Origin of the sequence: Pseudomonas sp. HS-18 (assembly GCF_020401845.1) — a bacterium.
GTDB lineage: Bacteria > Pseudomonadota > Gammaproteobacteria > Pseudomonadales > Pseudomonadaceae > Pseudomonas > Pseudomonas nitroreducens.
Genome location: NZ_CP084413.1, coordinates 5,501,608 through 5,515,077 on the forward strand (window position 1 = coordinate 5,501,608; position 13,470 = coordinate 5,515,077).

The window sequence follows — 13,470 nt, forward strand, 5'->3', positions numbered from 1 at the left end:
CTGGCTGGGCGTGCGCAGATTGTAAAAAAGCGGGATGACATCAGAAGAAGTCATCCCGCTTTTTATGTGATTCATGCTGCGCTGCTTTTAGTGGACACACTAAAGCTGTAGTTTACAGAAATGCGACATCATGGTCCACCTTTTGCACGACGTACGGCCATGCCACTCAGCGAAGGCCAAGTACGTCCTGCATGTCGTACAGGCCGCTGGCCTGCCCTTCCAGCCATTGCGCGGCACGCACGGCGCCACGAGCAAAGGTCATGCGGCTCGAGGCCTTGTGGGTGATTTCCACGCGCTCGCCATCCGCGGCGAACAGCACGGTGTGGTCGCCCACCACGTCGCCGGCACGTACGGTGGCAAAACCGATGGTCTCGCGCGAACGAGCGCCGGTCTGACCTTCACGACCGTAGACAGCCACCTTCTCGAGATCACGGCCCAGGGCGTTGGCAACCACTTCCCCCATGCGCAGCGCGGTGCCGGAGGGCGCGTCGACCTTGTGACGGTGATGCGCCTCGAGGATCTCGATATCCACATCGTCACCCAGCACGCGGGCGGCGGTATCGAGTAGCTTCAGGCAGAGGTTCACGCCCACGCTGTAGTTGGCTGCGAAGACGATCGGGATGTCCTTCGCCGCTTCGTTCAGCAGCTCCTTCTCGGCCGCGGAAAAGCCCGTGGTGCCGATGACCATGGCCTTGCCGGCCTTGCGGCAGACTTCCAGGTTCTTCAGGGTCACGGTCGGATGAGTGAAGTCGATCAGCACATCGAACTCGTCGACCACCTTGGCCAGGTCGCCCGACAGCGGCACACCGATACGGCCCAGGCCGGCCAGCTCGCCCGCGTCGGCGCCCACCAGGGTGCTGTCCGGGCGGTCTACCGCAGCAGTCAGGCCAGCGCTGCCGCCAGTCTGCTGCACGGCCTCGATCAGGGTCTTGCCCATGCGCCCGGCGGCGCCCATTACAGCTATACGTCGCATATAAAACAGCTCCAAGCTAAAAAGGCCCCGGGCGATTCGCACCGCCGGGGCCCTGTATCACAGATCGTCGAAGAAGCGCTTCATGCCCTCGAACCAGCCACTGGCCTTGGGCGAATTGGAGGAGTTGCCCTGCAGGGTGCCACGGAACTCTTCGAGCAGCTCGCGCTGACGCTTGTCCAGCTGCACTGGCGTCTCCACCACCACGCGACACATCAGGTCGCCGGCACCGCCGCCGCGCACCGGGGCAACGCCCTTACCGCGCAGACGGAACAGCTTGCCGGTCTGGGTGCCTTCGGGGATCTTCAGCTTCACGCGTCCATCCAGGGTCGGCACTTCCAGCTCGCCACCCAGGGCAGCATCGGCGAAGCTGATCGGCACTTCGCAGTACAGGTGCTTGCCGTCACGCTGGAAGATGTCGTGCTCACGCACGTTCACCACCACATACAGATCGCCCGCCGGGCCACCGTGGGCGCCGGCCTCGCCTTCGCCGGTCAGGCGGATGCGGTCACCGGTATCGACGCCGGCCGGCACTTTCACCGACAGGGTCTTGTGCTCTTCCACACGACCCTGGCCGTGGCAGGAGCCACAAGGGTCGGTGATCATCTTGCCGCTGCCATGGCAGCGCGGGCAGGTCTGCTGCACCGAGAAGAAGCCCTGCTGCATGCGCACCTGGCCGATACCACCGCAGGTGGTACAGGTGACCGGCGTAGTGCCGGGCTTGGCGCCACTGCCGCTGCAGGTCTTGCAGCCGACCAGGGTCGGAACGCGGATGGTCACGGTAGTGCCGCGCACCGCGTCTTCCAGGTCCAAGTCGAGGGTGTAGCGCAGGTCCGCGCCACGGGCCGGGCCGCCGCGAGAGCCGCCGCGGCCGCCACCACCACCGAAGAAGTCACTGAAGACATCACCGAAGATGTCCGAGAAGCTTGCGCCACCAAAGCCTGCACCGCCGCCACCCATCTGCGGATCGACACCGGCATGGCCGTACTGATCGTAGGCCGCACGTTTGCTGGCGTCGGACAGGACCTCGTACGCCTCGTTGGCCTCCTTGAATTTATCCTCGGCCTCCTTGTCGCCGGGATTGCGGTCCGGGTGGAACTTCATGGCGAGCCGGCGATAGGCCTTCTTCAGGTCCGCTTCGCTGGCGCCGCGCTCGACACCCAGTACCTCGTAAAAATCACGTTTGGCCATAACTTTCCTGCACTCTAAAAACCGTTCCCCCAGACACGCCAACGCGGGAGCAAGCCCCCGCGTGACGTTTCATGCGCACCGACACGCTGGTCGGTGCGCCGGAGCGGAAGCAAGCACGCGGCTTACTTGTTCTCCTTGACCTCTTCGAACTCGGCGTCGACGACGTCGTCGCCAGCCTTGTCGTCAGCGGCCTCGCCCTGAGCGGCAGCACCCGGCTGCGGCTGTTCGGCGTACATCTTCTGCGCCAGCGGAGTGGACGCCTGGGACAGCGCGCTCATCTTCGCTTCGATCTCGGCCTTGTCGTCGCCTTTCACGGCCACTTCCAGCTCGCCGAGAGCCTTCTCGATGGCAGCCTTCTCCTCGGCAGTGGCCTTGTCGCCAGCCTCGGTGACCATCTTGCGAGTCGCATGGACCAGTGCATCGCCCTGGTTGCGGGCAGCGGCCAGCTCCTCGAACTTGCGGTCCTCCTCGGCATTCGCCTCGGCGTCGCGGACCATCTGCTGGATCTCGTCCTCGGACAGACCGGAGGAAGCCTTGATCACGATGGACTGCTGCTTGCCGGTAGCCTTGTCCTTGGCGCCGACGTGCAGGATGCCGTTGGCGTCGATGTCGAAGGTCACTTCGATCTGCGGCACGCCGCGCGGAGCCGGCGGGATGTCGGCCAGGTCGAACTTGCCCAGCGACTTGTTCTGCGCGGCTTGTTTGCGCTCGCCCTGCAGCACGTGGATGGTCACGGCGCCCTGGTTGTCATCGGCAGTGGAGAACACCTGCGACTTCTTGGTCGGGATGGTGGTGTTCTTGTCGATCAGCGCGGTCATCACGCCACCGAGGGTTTCGATACCCAGGGTGAGCGGGGTGACGTCGAGCAGCAGCACGTCCTTCACGTCGCCAGCCAGAACGGCGCCCTGGATGGCAGCACCCATGGCAACGGCTTCGTCCGGGTTGACGTCCTTGCGCGCTTCCTTGCCGAAGAACTCGGCAACGGTCTTCTGCACCAGCGGCATGCGGGTCTGACCGCCGACCAGGATCACTTCGTCGATCTTCGAGACATCGAGGCCCGCATCTTTCAGCGCAACGCGGCACGGCTCGATGGTGCGAGCAACCAGATCTTCCACCAGGGATTCCAGCTTGGCGCGGGACACCTTGACGTTCAGGTGTTTCGGGCCGGAAGCGTCAGCGGTGACGTACGGCAGGTTGACGTCGGTCTGCTGGGTCGAGGACAGCTCGATCTTGGCCTTCTCGGCAGCTTCCTTCAGGCGCTGCATGGCCAGCGGGTCGCCCTTGAGGTCCATGCCGGATTCTTTCTTGAACTCCTCGACGAGGTAGTCGATCAGGCGCAGGTCGAAGTCTTCACCACCCAGGAAGGTGTCGCCGTTGGTGGCCAGCACTTCGAACTGGTGCTCGCCGTCGACTTCGGCAATTTCGATCACGGAAACGTCGAAGGTACCGCCACCCAGGTCATAGACAATGATGGTGTGGTCGCCCTTGGCCTTGTCCAGGCCATAGGCCAGCGCAGCCGCGGTCGGCTCGTTGATGATGCGCTTGACGTCCAGACCGGCAATGCGGCCGGCATCCTTGGTGGCCTGACGCTGGCTGTCGTTGAAGTAGGCCGGGACGGTAATGACCGCTTCGGTGACCGGCTCGCCCAGGTAGTCCTCGGCAGTCTTCTTCATCTTCTTCAGGACTTCGGCGGAGACCTGCGGCGGAGCCATCTTCTGGCCCTTGGCCTCGACCCACGCATCGCCGTTGTCAGCCTTGACGATGTTGTAAGGCACCATCTTGATGTCTTTCTGTACGACATCTTCTTCGAAGCGACGGCCGATCAGACGCTTGACCGCATACAAAGTGTTCTTCGGGTTGGTCACAGCCTGGCGCTTCGCCGGCTGACCTACGAGGATTTCGCCATCGTTGGCGTAGCCAATGATCGACGGGGTGGTACGAGCGCCTTCGGCGTTCTCGATGACCTTGACGTTACCGTTCTCCAGGATGGACACACAGGAGTTGGTGGTCCCCAGGTCGATACCAATGATTTTGCCCATAATTCACTCTCCAGAAATTAGATTCCGCGCTGACCCTGTTGCGGGTCTTTGGCTCGGTTGATTACCCAGATGGGGACCGGGTGATGGATTTCAAGCCTTCTCGTCGATCGAAGGCGGAGTTTGTTCCGGCGCCTTGCTGACCACGACCATGGCCGGGCGCAGCAGGCGACCGTTGAGCAGGTAGCCCTTCTGGAACACCTTGACCACACTGCCCGGCTCGAGGCGGATGCTCTCTTCCATGGCCATTGCCTGGTGGTGCTCGGGGTTGAACGGCTCGCCGTGCGGGTCGACCGGCTCAAGGTTGTAGCGCACCAGCGTGTCGTGGAACATCTTCAGCGTCAGCTCGATGCCTTCGCGCATCGGCTTGATGGCTTCGTCTTCCGGGTTCGACATCTCCAGCGCCCGCTCGAGGGTATCGACGATCGGCAGCAAGTCGCCGGCGAATTTCTCCAACGCGAACTTGTGCGCCTTCTCCACGTCCTGCTCGGCACGGCGGCGGACGTTCTGCAGCTCGGCAACAGCGCGCAGGCTCTGGTCCTTCGCCGCCGCCACCTGTTCTTCCAGCTCCAGCACGCGGGCGTTCAGATCCCCGGTAGCGCCGGCTTCGGGCTGCTCGTTGAACTGGGAATCCTGAGTCTGTTGTTCGTCAGACATGCCACTCTCCTAAAAAGAAAATAAGCCTTTGAAAACAAGGCGAACCCAATGGTCCGCGGCTCTGGCGTGTATATGGGGCGCTTTTTTTTTACTTCAAGGGCTTGGACTTCAAGGACCAACCAGCAAGCGACGAGGGAGAATTGCCAGCCGCAAAAAATACTGTATAAATAAACAGACATCTTTACGGAGCCGCCGCCCATGCTGGTTCATCTGTCCGTTCACAATTACGCCATCGTCGAGCACCTCGATCTCGAGCTCGCCGCCGGCATGACCGTGATCACCGGCGAAACCGGCGCCGGCAAGTCGATCATGCTCGACGCCCTCGGCCTTGCCCTGGGCGACCGTGCCGACAGCGGCGTGGTACGCCCCGGCTGCGACAAGGCCGACATTCTCGCCAGCTTCGATGTCAGCGCGATTGCCGAAGCCCGCGACTGGCTCGCAGAGCGCGACCTGGAACAGGATGGCCCGTGCATCCTGCGCCGGGTGATCACCGCCGAAGGTCGCTCCCGCGCCTACATCAATGGCACACCCTGCCCACTCGGTGACCTCAAGCACCTGGGCGAACTGCTGATCGACATCCACAGCCAGCACGAACACCAGTCGCTGCTCAAGGCCGATACCCACCGCCGCCTGCTCGACGAATTTGCCGGCAGCCAGGATCTGGCGCGCCAGGTGCACCTCGCCGCGCAACGCTGGAAGCAGACCCACCAGGAACTGGACCGCCTGTCACGCAACGGTGACGAACAGCGCGCTCGTCATCAGTTGCTCAGCTATCAGCTGGAAGAACTGGAGAATCTCGGCCTGGGTGACAATGAACTGGAGGCTCTGGAAGCCGAACACAAGACCCAGAGCAACGCCGGCAGCCTGATCGCCGCCTGCCGCCAGGTGGTCGAACTGTGCAGCGAAAACGACGCCGGCAATGTGCTGTCGGCGCTGACTTCCAGTCTCAATCGGCTCACCGCCTTCCAGAGCCAGCCAATCGCCTTGAGCGAAGCGGTGAACCTGCTGTCCAGCGCGCAAATACAGGTGGAGGAAGCTATCGGCGAACTGAACCGTTTCGTCGACCACTTCGACGCCGACCCCCTGCGCCTGCAGCAGCTGGAAGAGCGCATGGATGCTATCTATAGCCTCGCCCGCAAGCACCGCGTGCAGCCCCACGAACTACAGGATCTGCAACAACGCCTGCTGGACGAGCTGGAAGCGCTGAATGCCGACGACGAAGCCGTCGACCGCCTGGGCGAAGAGCTCGCCGCCTACGCTCGTCATTACCAGGAGAAAGCTGCAGAGCTCAGCCAACTTCGTCGCGCCGCCGCACCACAACTGGCCAAGGCCGTGGAAGTGGAAATGCAGCGCCTGGGGATGCCTGGGGGCCGCTTCTCCATCGATTTGCGCGACGCCACCTCCGATGAGCCTCAGGTGAACGGCCTGGAACAGCTGGAATTCCTGGTCAGCGCCAACCCCGGCCAACCCATGAAAGGCCTGGCGAAAGTCGCCTCGGGCGGTGAGCTGTCGCGCATCAGCCTGGCCATCCAGGTGATCACCGCGCAGACCTCGCGCATTCCCACCCTGGTCTTCGACGAGGTGGACGTCGGCATCGGTGGCCCCACCGCCGAAGTGGTCGGCCAGTTGCTGCGCCGCCTCGGCGATCGCGGCCAGGTGCTGACCGTCACCCACCTGCCGCAGGTCGCCGCACAGGGCCACCAGCACCTGTTCGTGCACAAGGACCGCGACACCAGCGAAACCCGCACCGCCGTGGCCAACCTGAAAAAAGCCGAACGCATCGAGGAAGTCGCCCGCATGCTCGGCGGCGTCGACCTGACCAAAGAATCCCTGGCCCACGCGCGCAAGATGGTGGACTCCGCCGTGCAGGATTGACCCCTTTCTTGGAAGGAGCGAGCACAAACGAAAACGGCGACCCGAGGGTCGCCGTTTCTGCATCTGCGTACGCTTACTTCTTCTTGCGCACGTAGAGCACCAGGTTGTGATCGACGAGCTCGAAGCCGCGCTCCTTGACGATCTCTTTCTGGCGTTTCTCGATTTCAGAGTCCATGAACTCGATGACTTCGCCGGTGTCGACGCAGACCATGTGGTCATGGTGACCGCTGTCGGCCAGCTCGAAGACGGCATGGCCGCCGTCGAAGTTGTGGCGCACCACCAGGCCGGCGGCTTCGAACTGGGTCAGGACGCGGTAGACGGTGGCCAGACCAACGTCTTCACCCGCCTCCATCAGCGCCTTGTAAACATCCTCTGCGCTCATATGGCGCTGCTCGGCGGAGTCGAGCATCTGGAGGATCTTGACGCGCGGCAGCGTGACCTTGAGTCCGGCTTTGCGCAGTTCGCTATTTTCAACCATGTGTGCTTTCTCGCCGCGGAATGCTTCGCAGCACCCCTCAATACAGGTATGATCGGGATTTCGTCGCTCAGCCAAGATAGTGGAAGTCACCCCTTGATGCAAAACGCCAAGCTCATGCTGACCAGTCTCGCTTTCGGGCTGGGACTCGCCGCACTCGCCGGTTGCTCGTTCCCGGGGGTCTACAAGATCGATATCCAGCAGGGCAACGTTGTAACGCAGGATATGATAGACCAGTTGAAGCCCGGAATGACCCGACGCCAAGTGCGGTTTATCATGGGCAACCCGTTGATCGTGGATACTTTCCACCCCAATCGCTGGGATTACCTGTACAGCATCCAGCCCGGCGGCGGTCAGCGCCAGCAGGAGCGGATGAGCCTGTATTTCGGCCAGAACGACCAGTTGGTCGGCCTGAACGGTGACTTCATGCCTGGCGTCAGTCGCGACGAATCGATCCTCGGCAAGGACGGCGTCACCCCGCCACTGGCCCCGGAAGCGCCTCAGCAGCAGCCCGAGCAACCCAAGGAGCAACCGGCCAAGCCCGGCTCCGTGGAAGAGCAGATCCAGAAGGAAGTCGATCAGGTGGAAACCGTACCGATCCCGACTCCGGAACCGCTGGACAAGAATCCGCAGTAAGGGATTCGTGCCAACAAAAAAGCCCGGCCAATGCCGGGCTTTTTTGTTGGCCGTGGTTTCATCACCGAAGTATCAGCCGCGCGCCGCCTTGGCTCTCGCCGCGCGGTGCTTGCGCACTTCCTTGGGATCGGCGATCAGCGGGCGATAGATTTCTACCCGCTCCCCTTCTTCCAGCACGCGCTCGTCGGGCCTGGCCACTACCTTGCCGAAGATGCCCAGCGGACAGCTCTGCACATCCAGATCGGGAAAATGAGCGGAAATATCCGACAGCGCCACCGCCTCGCGCATCCGAGTGCCACGGGGAACACTCAGGCGCAGCAGCATCTGCTTTTCCGGCAAGGCATAGACCACCTCGATGGCGATACTCGCGGATTCAACCATGCAGCTGCTTGGCACGCTGGCAGAAGGCGTCGACCATGGTGTTCGCTGCCTGGGTGAACAGCGGGCCGAGCGTGGCTTTCACCAGCGCTCCGGCGTAGTCGAAGGTCAGGTCCAGGGAAATCTTGCAGGCCTTGTCACCCAGCGCCTTGAAGGTCCACACGCCATGCAGCTGGGTGAACGGCCCCTCCTCGAGGTTCATCTCGATGCTCTGCCCCGGCACCAGCACGTTACGGGTGGTGAAGCGCTGGGTAATGCTGCCCTTGGCCACGGTCAGCTCGGCGCGCATGGCCGTATCGCTTTCCGCCAGTACGGTGGAAGCCGAACACCAGGGCAGGAACTCCGGGTAGCGCGCCACATCGTTGACCAGGTCGTACAGCGCCTTCGCCGGATAGGGCAGCAGGGCCGAACGCTGGATATGCGTGCTCATAGATTTCTCGCTTTGTGTTGTGGGGCATCTGACCGACATCTGACCGGACAGCAGCGCCCTCTGATCAAAAAAACAGCGCGCATTCTCCGAGATTAGCCACGCACCCTCAAGCTTGCATGCCGTCGCATGCTGTCCCGATAGCGGCGCGGCGAGTGACTCCCTATAATGCGCGGCCTATGGCTAAACAGAAGAAACACCCTTCGGGGACCATCGCGCAGAACAAGAAGGCTCTGCACGACTACTTCATCGAGCAGCGCTTCGAGGCAGGCATCGCCCTGGCCGGCTGGGAAGTGAAAAGCCTGCGCGCCGGCAAGGCGCAGCTGGTGGACAGCTACGTGCTGCTCAAGGATGGCGAGGCCTGGCTGCTCGGCAGTCACATCACGCCGCTGACCACTGCCAGCACCCACGTCATCGCCGACCCGGTGCGCACGCGCAAGCTGCTGCTGCACAAGCGCGAGCTGGGCAAGCTGTTCGGCGCCGTGCAGCAGAAGGGCTACGCCTGCGTTGCGCTGTCGATGTACTGGAAGAAGCACCTGATCAAGTGCGAGATCGCACTGGCCAAGGGCAAGAAAGAGTACGACAAGCGCGGCACCGAGAAGGAGCGCGACTCCGACCGGGAAATCCAGCGCGCCATTCGTCACGGCAAGGACGACTGAGCCTCCAAGCGCCCTCCTGCGAGGGCGTGTTGCCGGTCAGGCGTCCACCGCGCCCTGGCGTCGCTGCGCGCGTTGCAGGCGCAATTCCTTCGCCTGCACCTCGGCCAGCACTTCCTGCACGTAGTCGATATGCCGCTGGGAAATCTCCCGCGCCGCTTCCGCGTGCCCGCCAATAATCGCCTCGTACAACTCGCGGTGCTGACGCATCAGTTGCTCGCGCGTCTCGTCACGCTGTGCGTACATCCCGCCGATATTGGTCACCACATTGCGCTTGAGCAAATCGAACAGGCCACGAATGGTGTGCAGCAGCACGGCGTTGTGGCTGGCCTCGGCGATGGCCAGATGGAACGCCGCGTCCGCCGCCCCCTCCTCCGCACGACTGACCTTGCCCACCCGCAGATAGCAATCCTGCAGCGTATCGAAGGACTGCTTCAGGCGCTGGTGATCCACCTCGGTCGCTCGCAACGCCGCGTAATAGGCGCAGGAGCCTTCCAGGGTGTGGCGGAACTCCAGCAGATCGCGCTGTGCCTCCGGATTGCTTTCCAGCAGGTGCAGCAGCGGATCGCTGAACATGGAGCCCAACCCCTCGCTGACATAGTTGCCTCCGCCCTGGCGACTGACCAGCAGCCCCTTGGCGCCGAGCTTCTGGATCGCCTCGCGCAGTGAGGGCCGCGACACGCCGAACTGCTCGGCCAGCACGCGCTCGGCGGGCAAGCGCTCGCCAGCCTTGAGAGTGCCCTCGAGGATCATCGCTTCCAGCCGCTCGACGATGTCGTCCGACAAACGGCGCTGCTTGACCTGACCAAAACTCATCTTCGTGCCCCCCTCGCTCTCTCACTCTGAGCCGCGCTCCAGACGCGCTCTGCACAGCGCGCGGCAGCCTACCCAGTGGCGCCGCCGGCAACAAGACCAGCTCACGTTCCCGAGCGCCCTCGACAAAAGTCGCAGAGCAGTAAATTGACACGTCGCCAGCAGGGCTTTTACCCTGAGCGCTCAGCCTTGTAAATTGGTAATACCAATTTACCGCAAGCTGGATTGCACCACAACATAAAGCCGCGATCAGTCGACCGTCTGCCCACGCGCCACAAGCGCACCGGAATCGCCCGACCGGCAACCAGGCCCTCCACCCAAAAACAATTAGGGAGCCAACACAGATGCAAACCTGGCAGCAGATCTATACCCCGCTCGGCAGCCTCGGCCTGTCCGCGCTGGTCGCCGTCATCCCGATCGTGTTCTTCTTCCTCGCCCTCGCCGTGTTCCGCCTCAAGGGCCACGTCGCCGGCAGCATCACCCTCGCCCTTTCCGTCATCATCGCCATTGCCGCCTTCGGCATGCCCGCCGACATGGCCATCGCCGCTGCCGGCTATGGCTTCGCCTACGGACTGTGGCCGATCGCCTGGATCATCGTCGCGGCGGTGTTCCTCTACAAACTCACGGTCAAGAGCGGCCAGTTCGAAGTGATCCGCAGCTCGGTGCTGTCGATCACCGGCGACCAGCGCCTGCAGGTGCTGCTGATTGGCTTCTCCTTCGGCGCGTTCCTTGAAGGTGCGGCGGGCTTCGGCGCACCGGTGGCAATCACTGCCGCCCTACTCGTCGGCCTGGGCTTCAACCCGCTGTACGCTGCCGGCCTGTGCCTGATCGCCAACACCGCGCCGGTGGCCTTCGGCGCCCTGGGCATCCCGATCATCGTGGCCGGCCAGGTCACCGGTATCGACGCCTTCAAGATCGGCGCCATGACCGGCCGCCAACTGCCGTTCCTGTCGATCCTCGTACCGTTCTGGCTGGTGTTCATGATGGACGGCCTCAAGGGCGTGAAGGAAACCTGGCCGGCCGCCCTGGTCGCCGGGGGCAGCTTCGCCATCACTCAGTACTTCACCTCCAACTTCATCGGCCCGGAGCTGCCGGACATCACCTCCGCGCTGGTCAGCCTGATTTCCCTGACCCTGTTCCTCAAGGTCTGGCAGCCGGCCAGCGAGCGTGCAGTGGTCGCTACCGCAGGTGGCGCGGCGGTCATGGGCAGCGGCAACGGCGCTCGCAGTACCGAACCGTCGCCCTACAGCTTCGGCGAAATCCTCAAAGCCTGGTCGCCCTTCCTGATACTGACCGTACTGGTCACCCTCTGGACCCTGAAGCCGTTCAAGGCGTTGTTTGCCCCGGGCGGCGCACTGTATAGCCTGGTGTTCAACTTCTCCATCCCGCACCTGGACCAGTTGGTGGTGAAAACCGCCCCCATCGTCGCCAACCCGACGCCGATTGCCGCCGTGTTCAAGCTGGACCCGATTTCCGCCACCGGCACCGCGATCTTCCTCTCCGCCGTGATCTCGATGCTTGTTCTGCGGATCACTGCGAAAACTGGTCTGACCACCTTCAAGGAAACCCTGCTTGAGCTGAAGCGGCCGATTCTCTCCATCGGCATGGTGCTGGCCTTCGCCTTCGTCACCAACTACTCGGGCATGTCCACCACCCTGGCGCTGGTCCTGGCCGGCACCGGCGCAGCGTTCCCGTTCTTCTCGCCTTTCCTCGGCTGGCTGGGCGTGTTCCTCACCGGTTCGGATACCTCCTCCAACGCGCTGTTCAGCTCGCTGCAAGCCACCACCGCGCACCAGATCGGCGTCAACGACACCCTCCTGGTCGCGGCGAACACCAGCGGTGGCGTGACCGGCAAGATGATCTCGCCGCAGTCCATTGCCGTGGCCTGCGCCGCCACCGGCATGGTCGGCAAGGAGTCCGACCTGTTCCGTTTCACCCTCAAGCACAGCCTGATGTTCGCCGCCATGGTGGGCCTGATCACCCTCGCGCAGGCGTACATCTTCACCGGCATGCTCGTGCATTAAGGGAGTCATCGCCGCCCCGTCGTTCACAGACAGAACGGCGGGGCGGCCGGCCCAGGCGCCACGCGATAGCTGCAACAAGCCCGGCAAAGCGTCTAGCTTGTTCAGGGTTCCTGCCGTCACCGTGACGCCTTAATCGACAGACCTTCAACGATGGGACGCCCATGATCATTTCTGCCTCTACCGACTACCGCCCCGCGGCCCAACGCAAGCTGCCGCCGTTCCTCTTCCACTACGCCGACGGTGGCGCCTACGCCGAGCGCACCCTGCGCAACAACGTCGACGACCTGGCCAGCATCGCCCTGCGCCAGCGCGTGCTGAAGAACATGTCCGAACTGAGCCTGGAGACGAAGCTGTTCGACGAGACGTTGAGCATGCCCATCGCCCTGGCCCCGGTCGGCCTGACCGGCATGTACGCCCGGCGCGGTGAAGTACAGGCAGCCCGCGCAGCGGCCGCCAAAGGCATTCCCTTCACGCTGTCCACGGTGTCGGTCTGCCCTATCGAGGAAGTCGCCCCGGCCATCGACCGCCCCATGTGGTTCCAGCTCTACGTGCTCAAGGACCGCGGCTTCATGCGCAACGCGCTGGAGCGCGCCAAGGCCGCCGGTGTGAAGACCCTGGTGTTCACCGTCGACATGCCGGTGCCCGGCGCCCGCTACCGCGACGCCCACTCCGGCATGAGCGGCCCGAACGCGCCGCTGCGCCGTGTCTGGCAGGCTATGACCCACCCGGCCTGGGCACTGGACGTCGGCCTGCTGGGCAAGCCCCATGATCTGGGCAACATCTCCAAGTACCGCGGCAACCCCACCGGCCTTGCCGACTATATCGGCTGGCTGGGCGCCAACTTCGACCCGTCGATTTCCTGGAAGGACCTGGAGTGGATCCGCGAGTTCTGGGACGGCCCGATGATCATCAAGGGCATCCTCGATCCGGAAGATGCCAAGGACGCGGTGAAATTCGGCGCCGACGGCATCGTCGTCTCCAACCACGGCGGCCGCCAGCTCGACGGCGTACTCTCCAGCGCCCGCGCCCTGCCGGCGATTGCCGATGCGGTGAAAGGCGACCTGAAGATCCTCGCCGACTCGGGCATCCGCAACGGCCTGGATGTGGTGCGCATGATCGCCCTGGGCGCGGACACTGTGCTCATTGGCCGCGCCTTCCTCTACGCCCTGGCCACCCACGGCGAGGCCGGCGTGAAGAACTTGCTGGACCTGTTCGAGAAGGAAATGCGCGTGGCCATGGTGCTCACTGGCACCAAGACCATCGGCGAGATCACCCGTGATTCGCTGGTGCGCGAACTGGGCGCGTAATCGCTCTTCGTAGCGCGCATAACCT

At 63.4% G+C, this 13,470-nt stretch carries 13 protein-coding genes; 5 read left to right on the top strand and 8 right to left on the bottom strand.

Translation table 11 applies throughout. From position 1 onward, the window contains the following. Positions 1-166: 166 nt before the first annotated feature. The 4 genes from dapB to grpE all read right to left on the bottom strand — a co-directional run bounded on the left by dapB (position 167) and on the right by grpE (position 4,854). Positions 167-973 (bottom strand): 4-hydroxy-tetrahydrodipicolinate reductase, encoded by an 807-nt coding sequence (gene dapB / locus LDJ84_RS25675; RefSeq protein ID WP_024765311.1) that lies wholly within the window; start codon positions 971-973, stop codon positions 167-169. A 57-nt stretch (positions 974-1,030) separates the two neighbouring features. Then, positions 1,031-2,161 (bottom strand): molecular chaperone DnaJ, encoded by a 1,131-nt coding sequence (gene dnaJ / locus LDJ84_RS25680; protein WP_038803372.1) that lies wholly within the window; start codon positions 2,159-2,161, stop codon positions 1,031-1,033. A 122-nt stretch (positions 2,162-2,283) separates the two neighbouring features. Next, positions 2,284-4,200, bottom strand: a complete 1,917-nt coding sequence (gene dnaK / locus LDJ84_RS25685) for a molecular chaperone DnaK (protein ID WP_024765310.1) — start codon at positions 4,198-4,200, stop codon at positions 2,284-2,286. Between the two features lie 90 nt (positions 4,201-4,290). Beyond that, complete coding sequence (gene grpE, locus LDJ84_RS25690) at positions 4,291-4,854, bottom strand: nucleotide exchange factor GrpE (protein WP_024765309.1); 564 nt, start codon at positions 4,852-4,854, stop codon at positions 4,291-4,293. Between the two features lie 198 nt (positions 4,855-5,052). Between grpE and recN the strand changes: the two genes are divergently transcribed. Further along, positions 5,053-6,729, top strand: coding sequence for a DNA repair protein RecN (gene recN, locus LDJ84_RS25695; RefSeq protein ID WP_037014362.1), 1,677 nt, complete (start codon positions 5,053-5,055; stop codon positions 6,727-6,729). 73 nt (positions 6,730-6,802) lie between these two features. Here recN and fur read toward each other — a convergent pair whose 3' ends face one another. Beyond that, entirely contained in the window at positions 6,803-7,207 is a 405-nt protein-coding gene (gene fur, locus LDJ84_RS25700; protein WP_009613072.1) for a ferric iron uptake transcriptional regulator, read from the bottom strand. Positions 7,208-7,303: 96 nt separating this feature from the next. Between fur and LDJ84_RS25705 the strand changes: the two genes are divergently transcribed. Then, a complete protein-coding gene (locus tag LDJ84_RS25705) occupies positions 7,304-7,840 on the top strand; it encodes an outer membrane protein assembly factor BamE (protein WP_024765307.1) in 537 nt (178 codons plus the stop codon). Between the two features lie 72 nt (positions 7,841-7,912). On the opposite strand, the gene LDJ84_RS25710 is transcribed toward LDJ84_RS25705, so the two are convergent. Together LDJ84_RS25710 and LDJ84_RS25715 are read right to left on the bottom strand one after the other, a co-directional pair. After that, on the bottom strand, positions 7,913-8,221 hold the full coding sequence (locus tag LDJ84_RS25710; protein ID WP_170859945.1) for an RnfH family protein: 309 nt from the start codon (positions 8,219-8,221) through the stop codon (positions 7,913-7,915). Further along, the gene (locus LDJ84_RS25715) at positions 8,214-8,648 is read right to left on the bottom strand and encodes a type II toxin-antitoxin system RatA family toxin (RefSeq protein WP_024765305.1); all 435 of its coding nucleotides are present in this window, start codon (positions 8,646-8,648) and stop codon (positions 8,214-8,216) included. Before LDJ84_RS25715 ends, LDJ84_RS25710 begins: the two co-directional genes overlap by 8 nt. A gap of 176 nt (positions 8,649-8,824) precedes the next feature. Here LDJ84_RS25715 and smpB point away from each other — a divergent pair, with 176 nt between their 5' ends. Then, entirely contained in the window at positions 8,825-9,304 is a 480-nt protein-coding gene (gene smpB, locus LDJ84_RS25720) for an SsrA-binding protein SmpB (protein WP_024765304.1), read from the top strand. Between the two features lie 36 nt (positions 9,305-9,340). Here the strand turns inward: smpB and LDJ84_RS25725 are convergent, their stop codons facing one another. Further along, positions 9,341-10,117 (bottom strand): FCD domain-containing protein, encoded by a 777-nt coding sequence (locus LDJ84_RS25725; RefSeq protein ID WP_024765303.1) that lies wholly within the window; start codon positions 10,115-10,117, stop codon positions 9,341-9,343. Between the two features lie 341 nt (positions 10,118-10,458). On the opposite strand from LDJ84_RS25725, the gene LDJ84_RS25730 reads away from it, so the two are divergent. Continuing rightward, a complete protein-coding gene (locus tag LDJ84_RS25730; protein WP_226045596.1) occupies positions 10,459-12,138 on the top strand; it encodes a lactate permease LctP family transporter in 1,680 nt (559 codons plus the stop codon). A 161-nt stretch (positions 12,139-12,299) separates the two neighbouring features. Continuing rightward, the gene (gene lldD, locus LDJ84_RS25735) at positions 12,300-13,445 is read left to right on the top strand and encodes an FMN-dependent L-lactate dehydrogenase LldD (RefSeq protein WP_024764816.1); all 1,146 of its coding nucleotides are present in this window, start codon (positions 12,300-12,302) and stop codon (positions 13,443-13,445) included. The last annotated feature ends 25 nt before the right edge of the window (positions 13,446-13,470 follow it).

Bases quoted from the DNA above. Each gene is read 5' to 3' on its own strand.
- dnaK (WP_024765310.1), bottom strand. From the start codon at position 4,200: ATGGGCAAAATCATTGGTATCGACCTGGGGACCACCAACTCCTGTGTG.
- lldD (WP_024764816.1), top strand. From the start codon at position 12,300: ATGATCATTTCTGCCTCTACCGACTACCGCCCCGCGGCCCAACGCAAG.
- fur (WP_009613072.1), bottom strand. From the start codon at position 7,207: ATGGTTGAAAATAGCGAACTGCGCAAAGCCGGACTCAAGGTCACGCTG.
- smpB (WP_024765304.1), top strand. From the start codon at position 8,825: ATGGCTAAACAGAAGAAACACCCTTCGGGGACCATCGCGCAGAACAAG.
- dapB (WP_024765311.1), bottom strand. From the start codon at position 973: ATGCGACGTATAGCTGTAATGGGCGCCGCCGGGCGCATGGGCAAGACC.
- recN (WP_037014362.1), top strand. From the start codon at position 5,053: ATGCTGGTTCATCTGTCCGTTCACAATTACGCCATCGTCGAGCACCTC.
- LDJ84_RS25715 (WP_024765305.1), bottom strand. From the start codon at position 8,648: ATGAGCACGCATATCCAGCGTTCGGCCCTGCTGCCCTATCCGGCGAAG.
- grpE (WP_024765309.1), bottom strand. From the start codon at position 4,854: ATGTCTGACGAACAACAGACTCAGGATTCCCAGTTCAACGAGCAGCCC.
- LDJ84_RS25730 (WP_226045596.1), top strand. From the start codon at position 10,459: ATGCAAACCTGGCAGCAGATCTATACCCCGCTCGGCAGCCTCGGCCTG.
- LDJ84_RS25725 (WP_024765303.1), bottom strand. From the start codon at position 10,117: ATGAGTTTTGGTCAGGTCAAGCAGCGCCGTTTGTCGGACGACATCGTC.
- LDJ84_RS25705 (WP_024765307.1), top strand. From the start codon at position 7,304: ATGCAAAACGCCAAGCTCATGCTGACCAGTCTCGCTTTCGGGCTGGGA.
- LDJ84_RS25710 (WP_170859945.1), bottom strand. From the start codon at position 8,221: ATGGTTGAATCCGCGAGTATCGCCATCGAGGTGGTCTATGCCTTGCCG.
- dnaJ (WP_038803372.1), bottom strand. From the start codon at position 2,161: ATGGCCAAACGTGATTTTTACGAGGTACTGGGTGTCGAGCGCGGCGCC.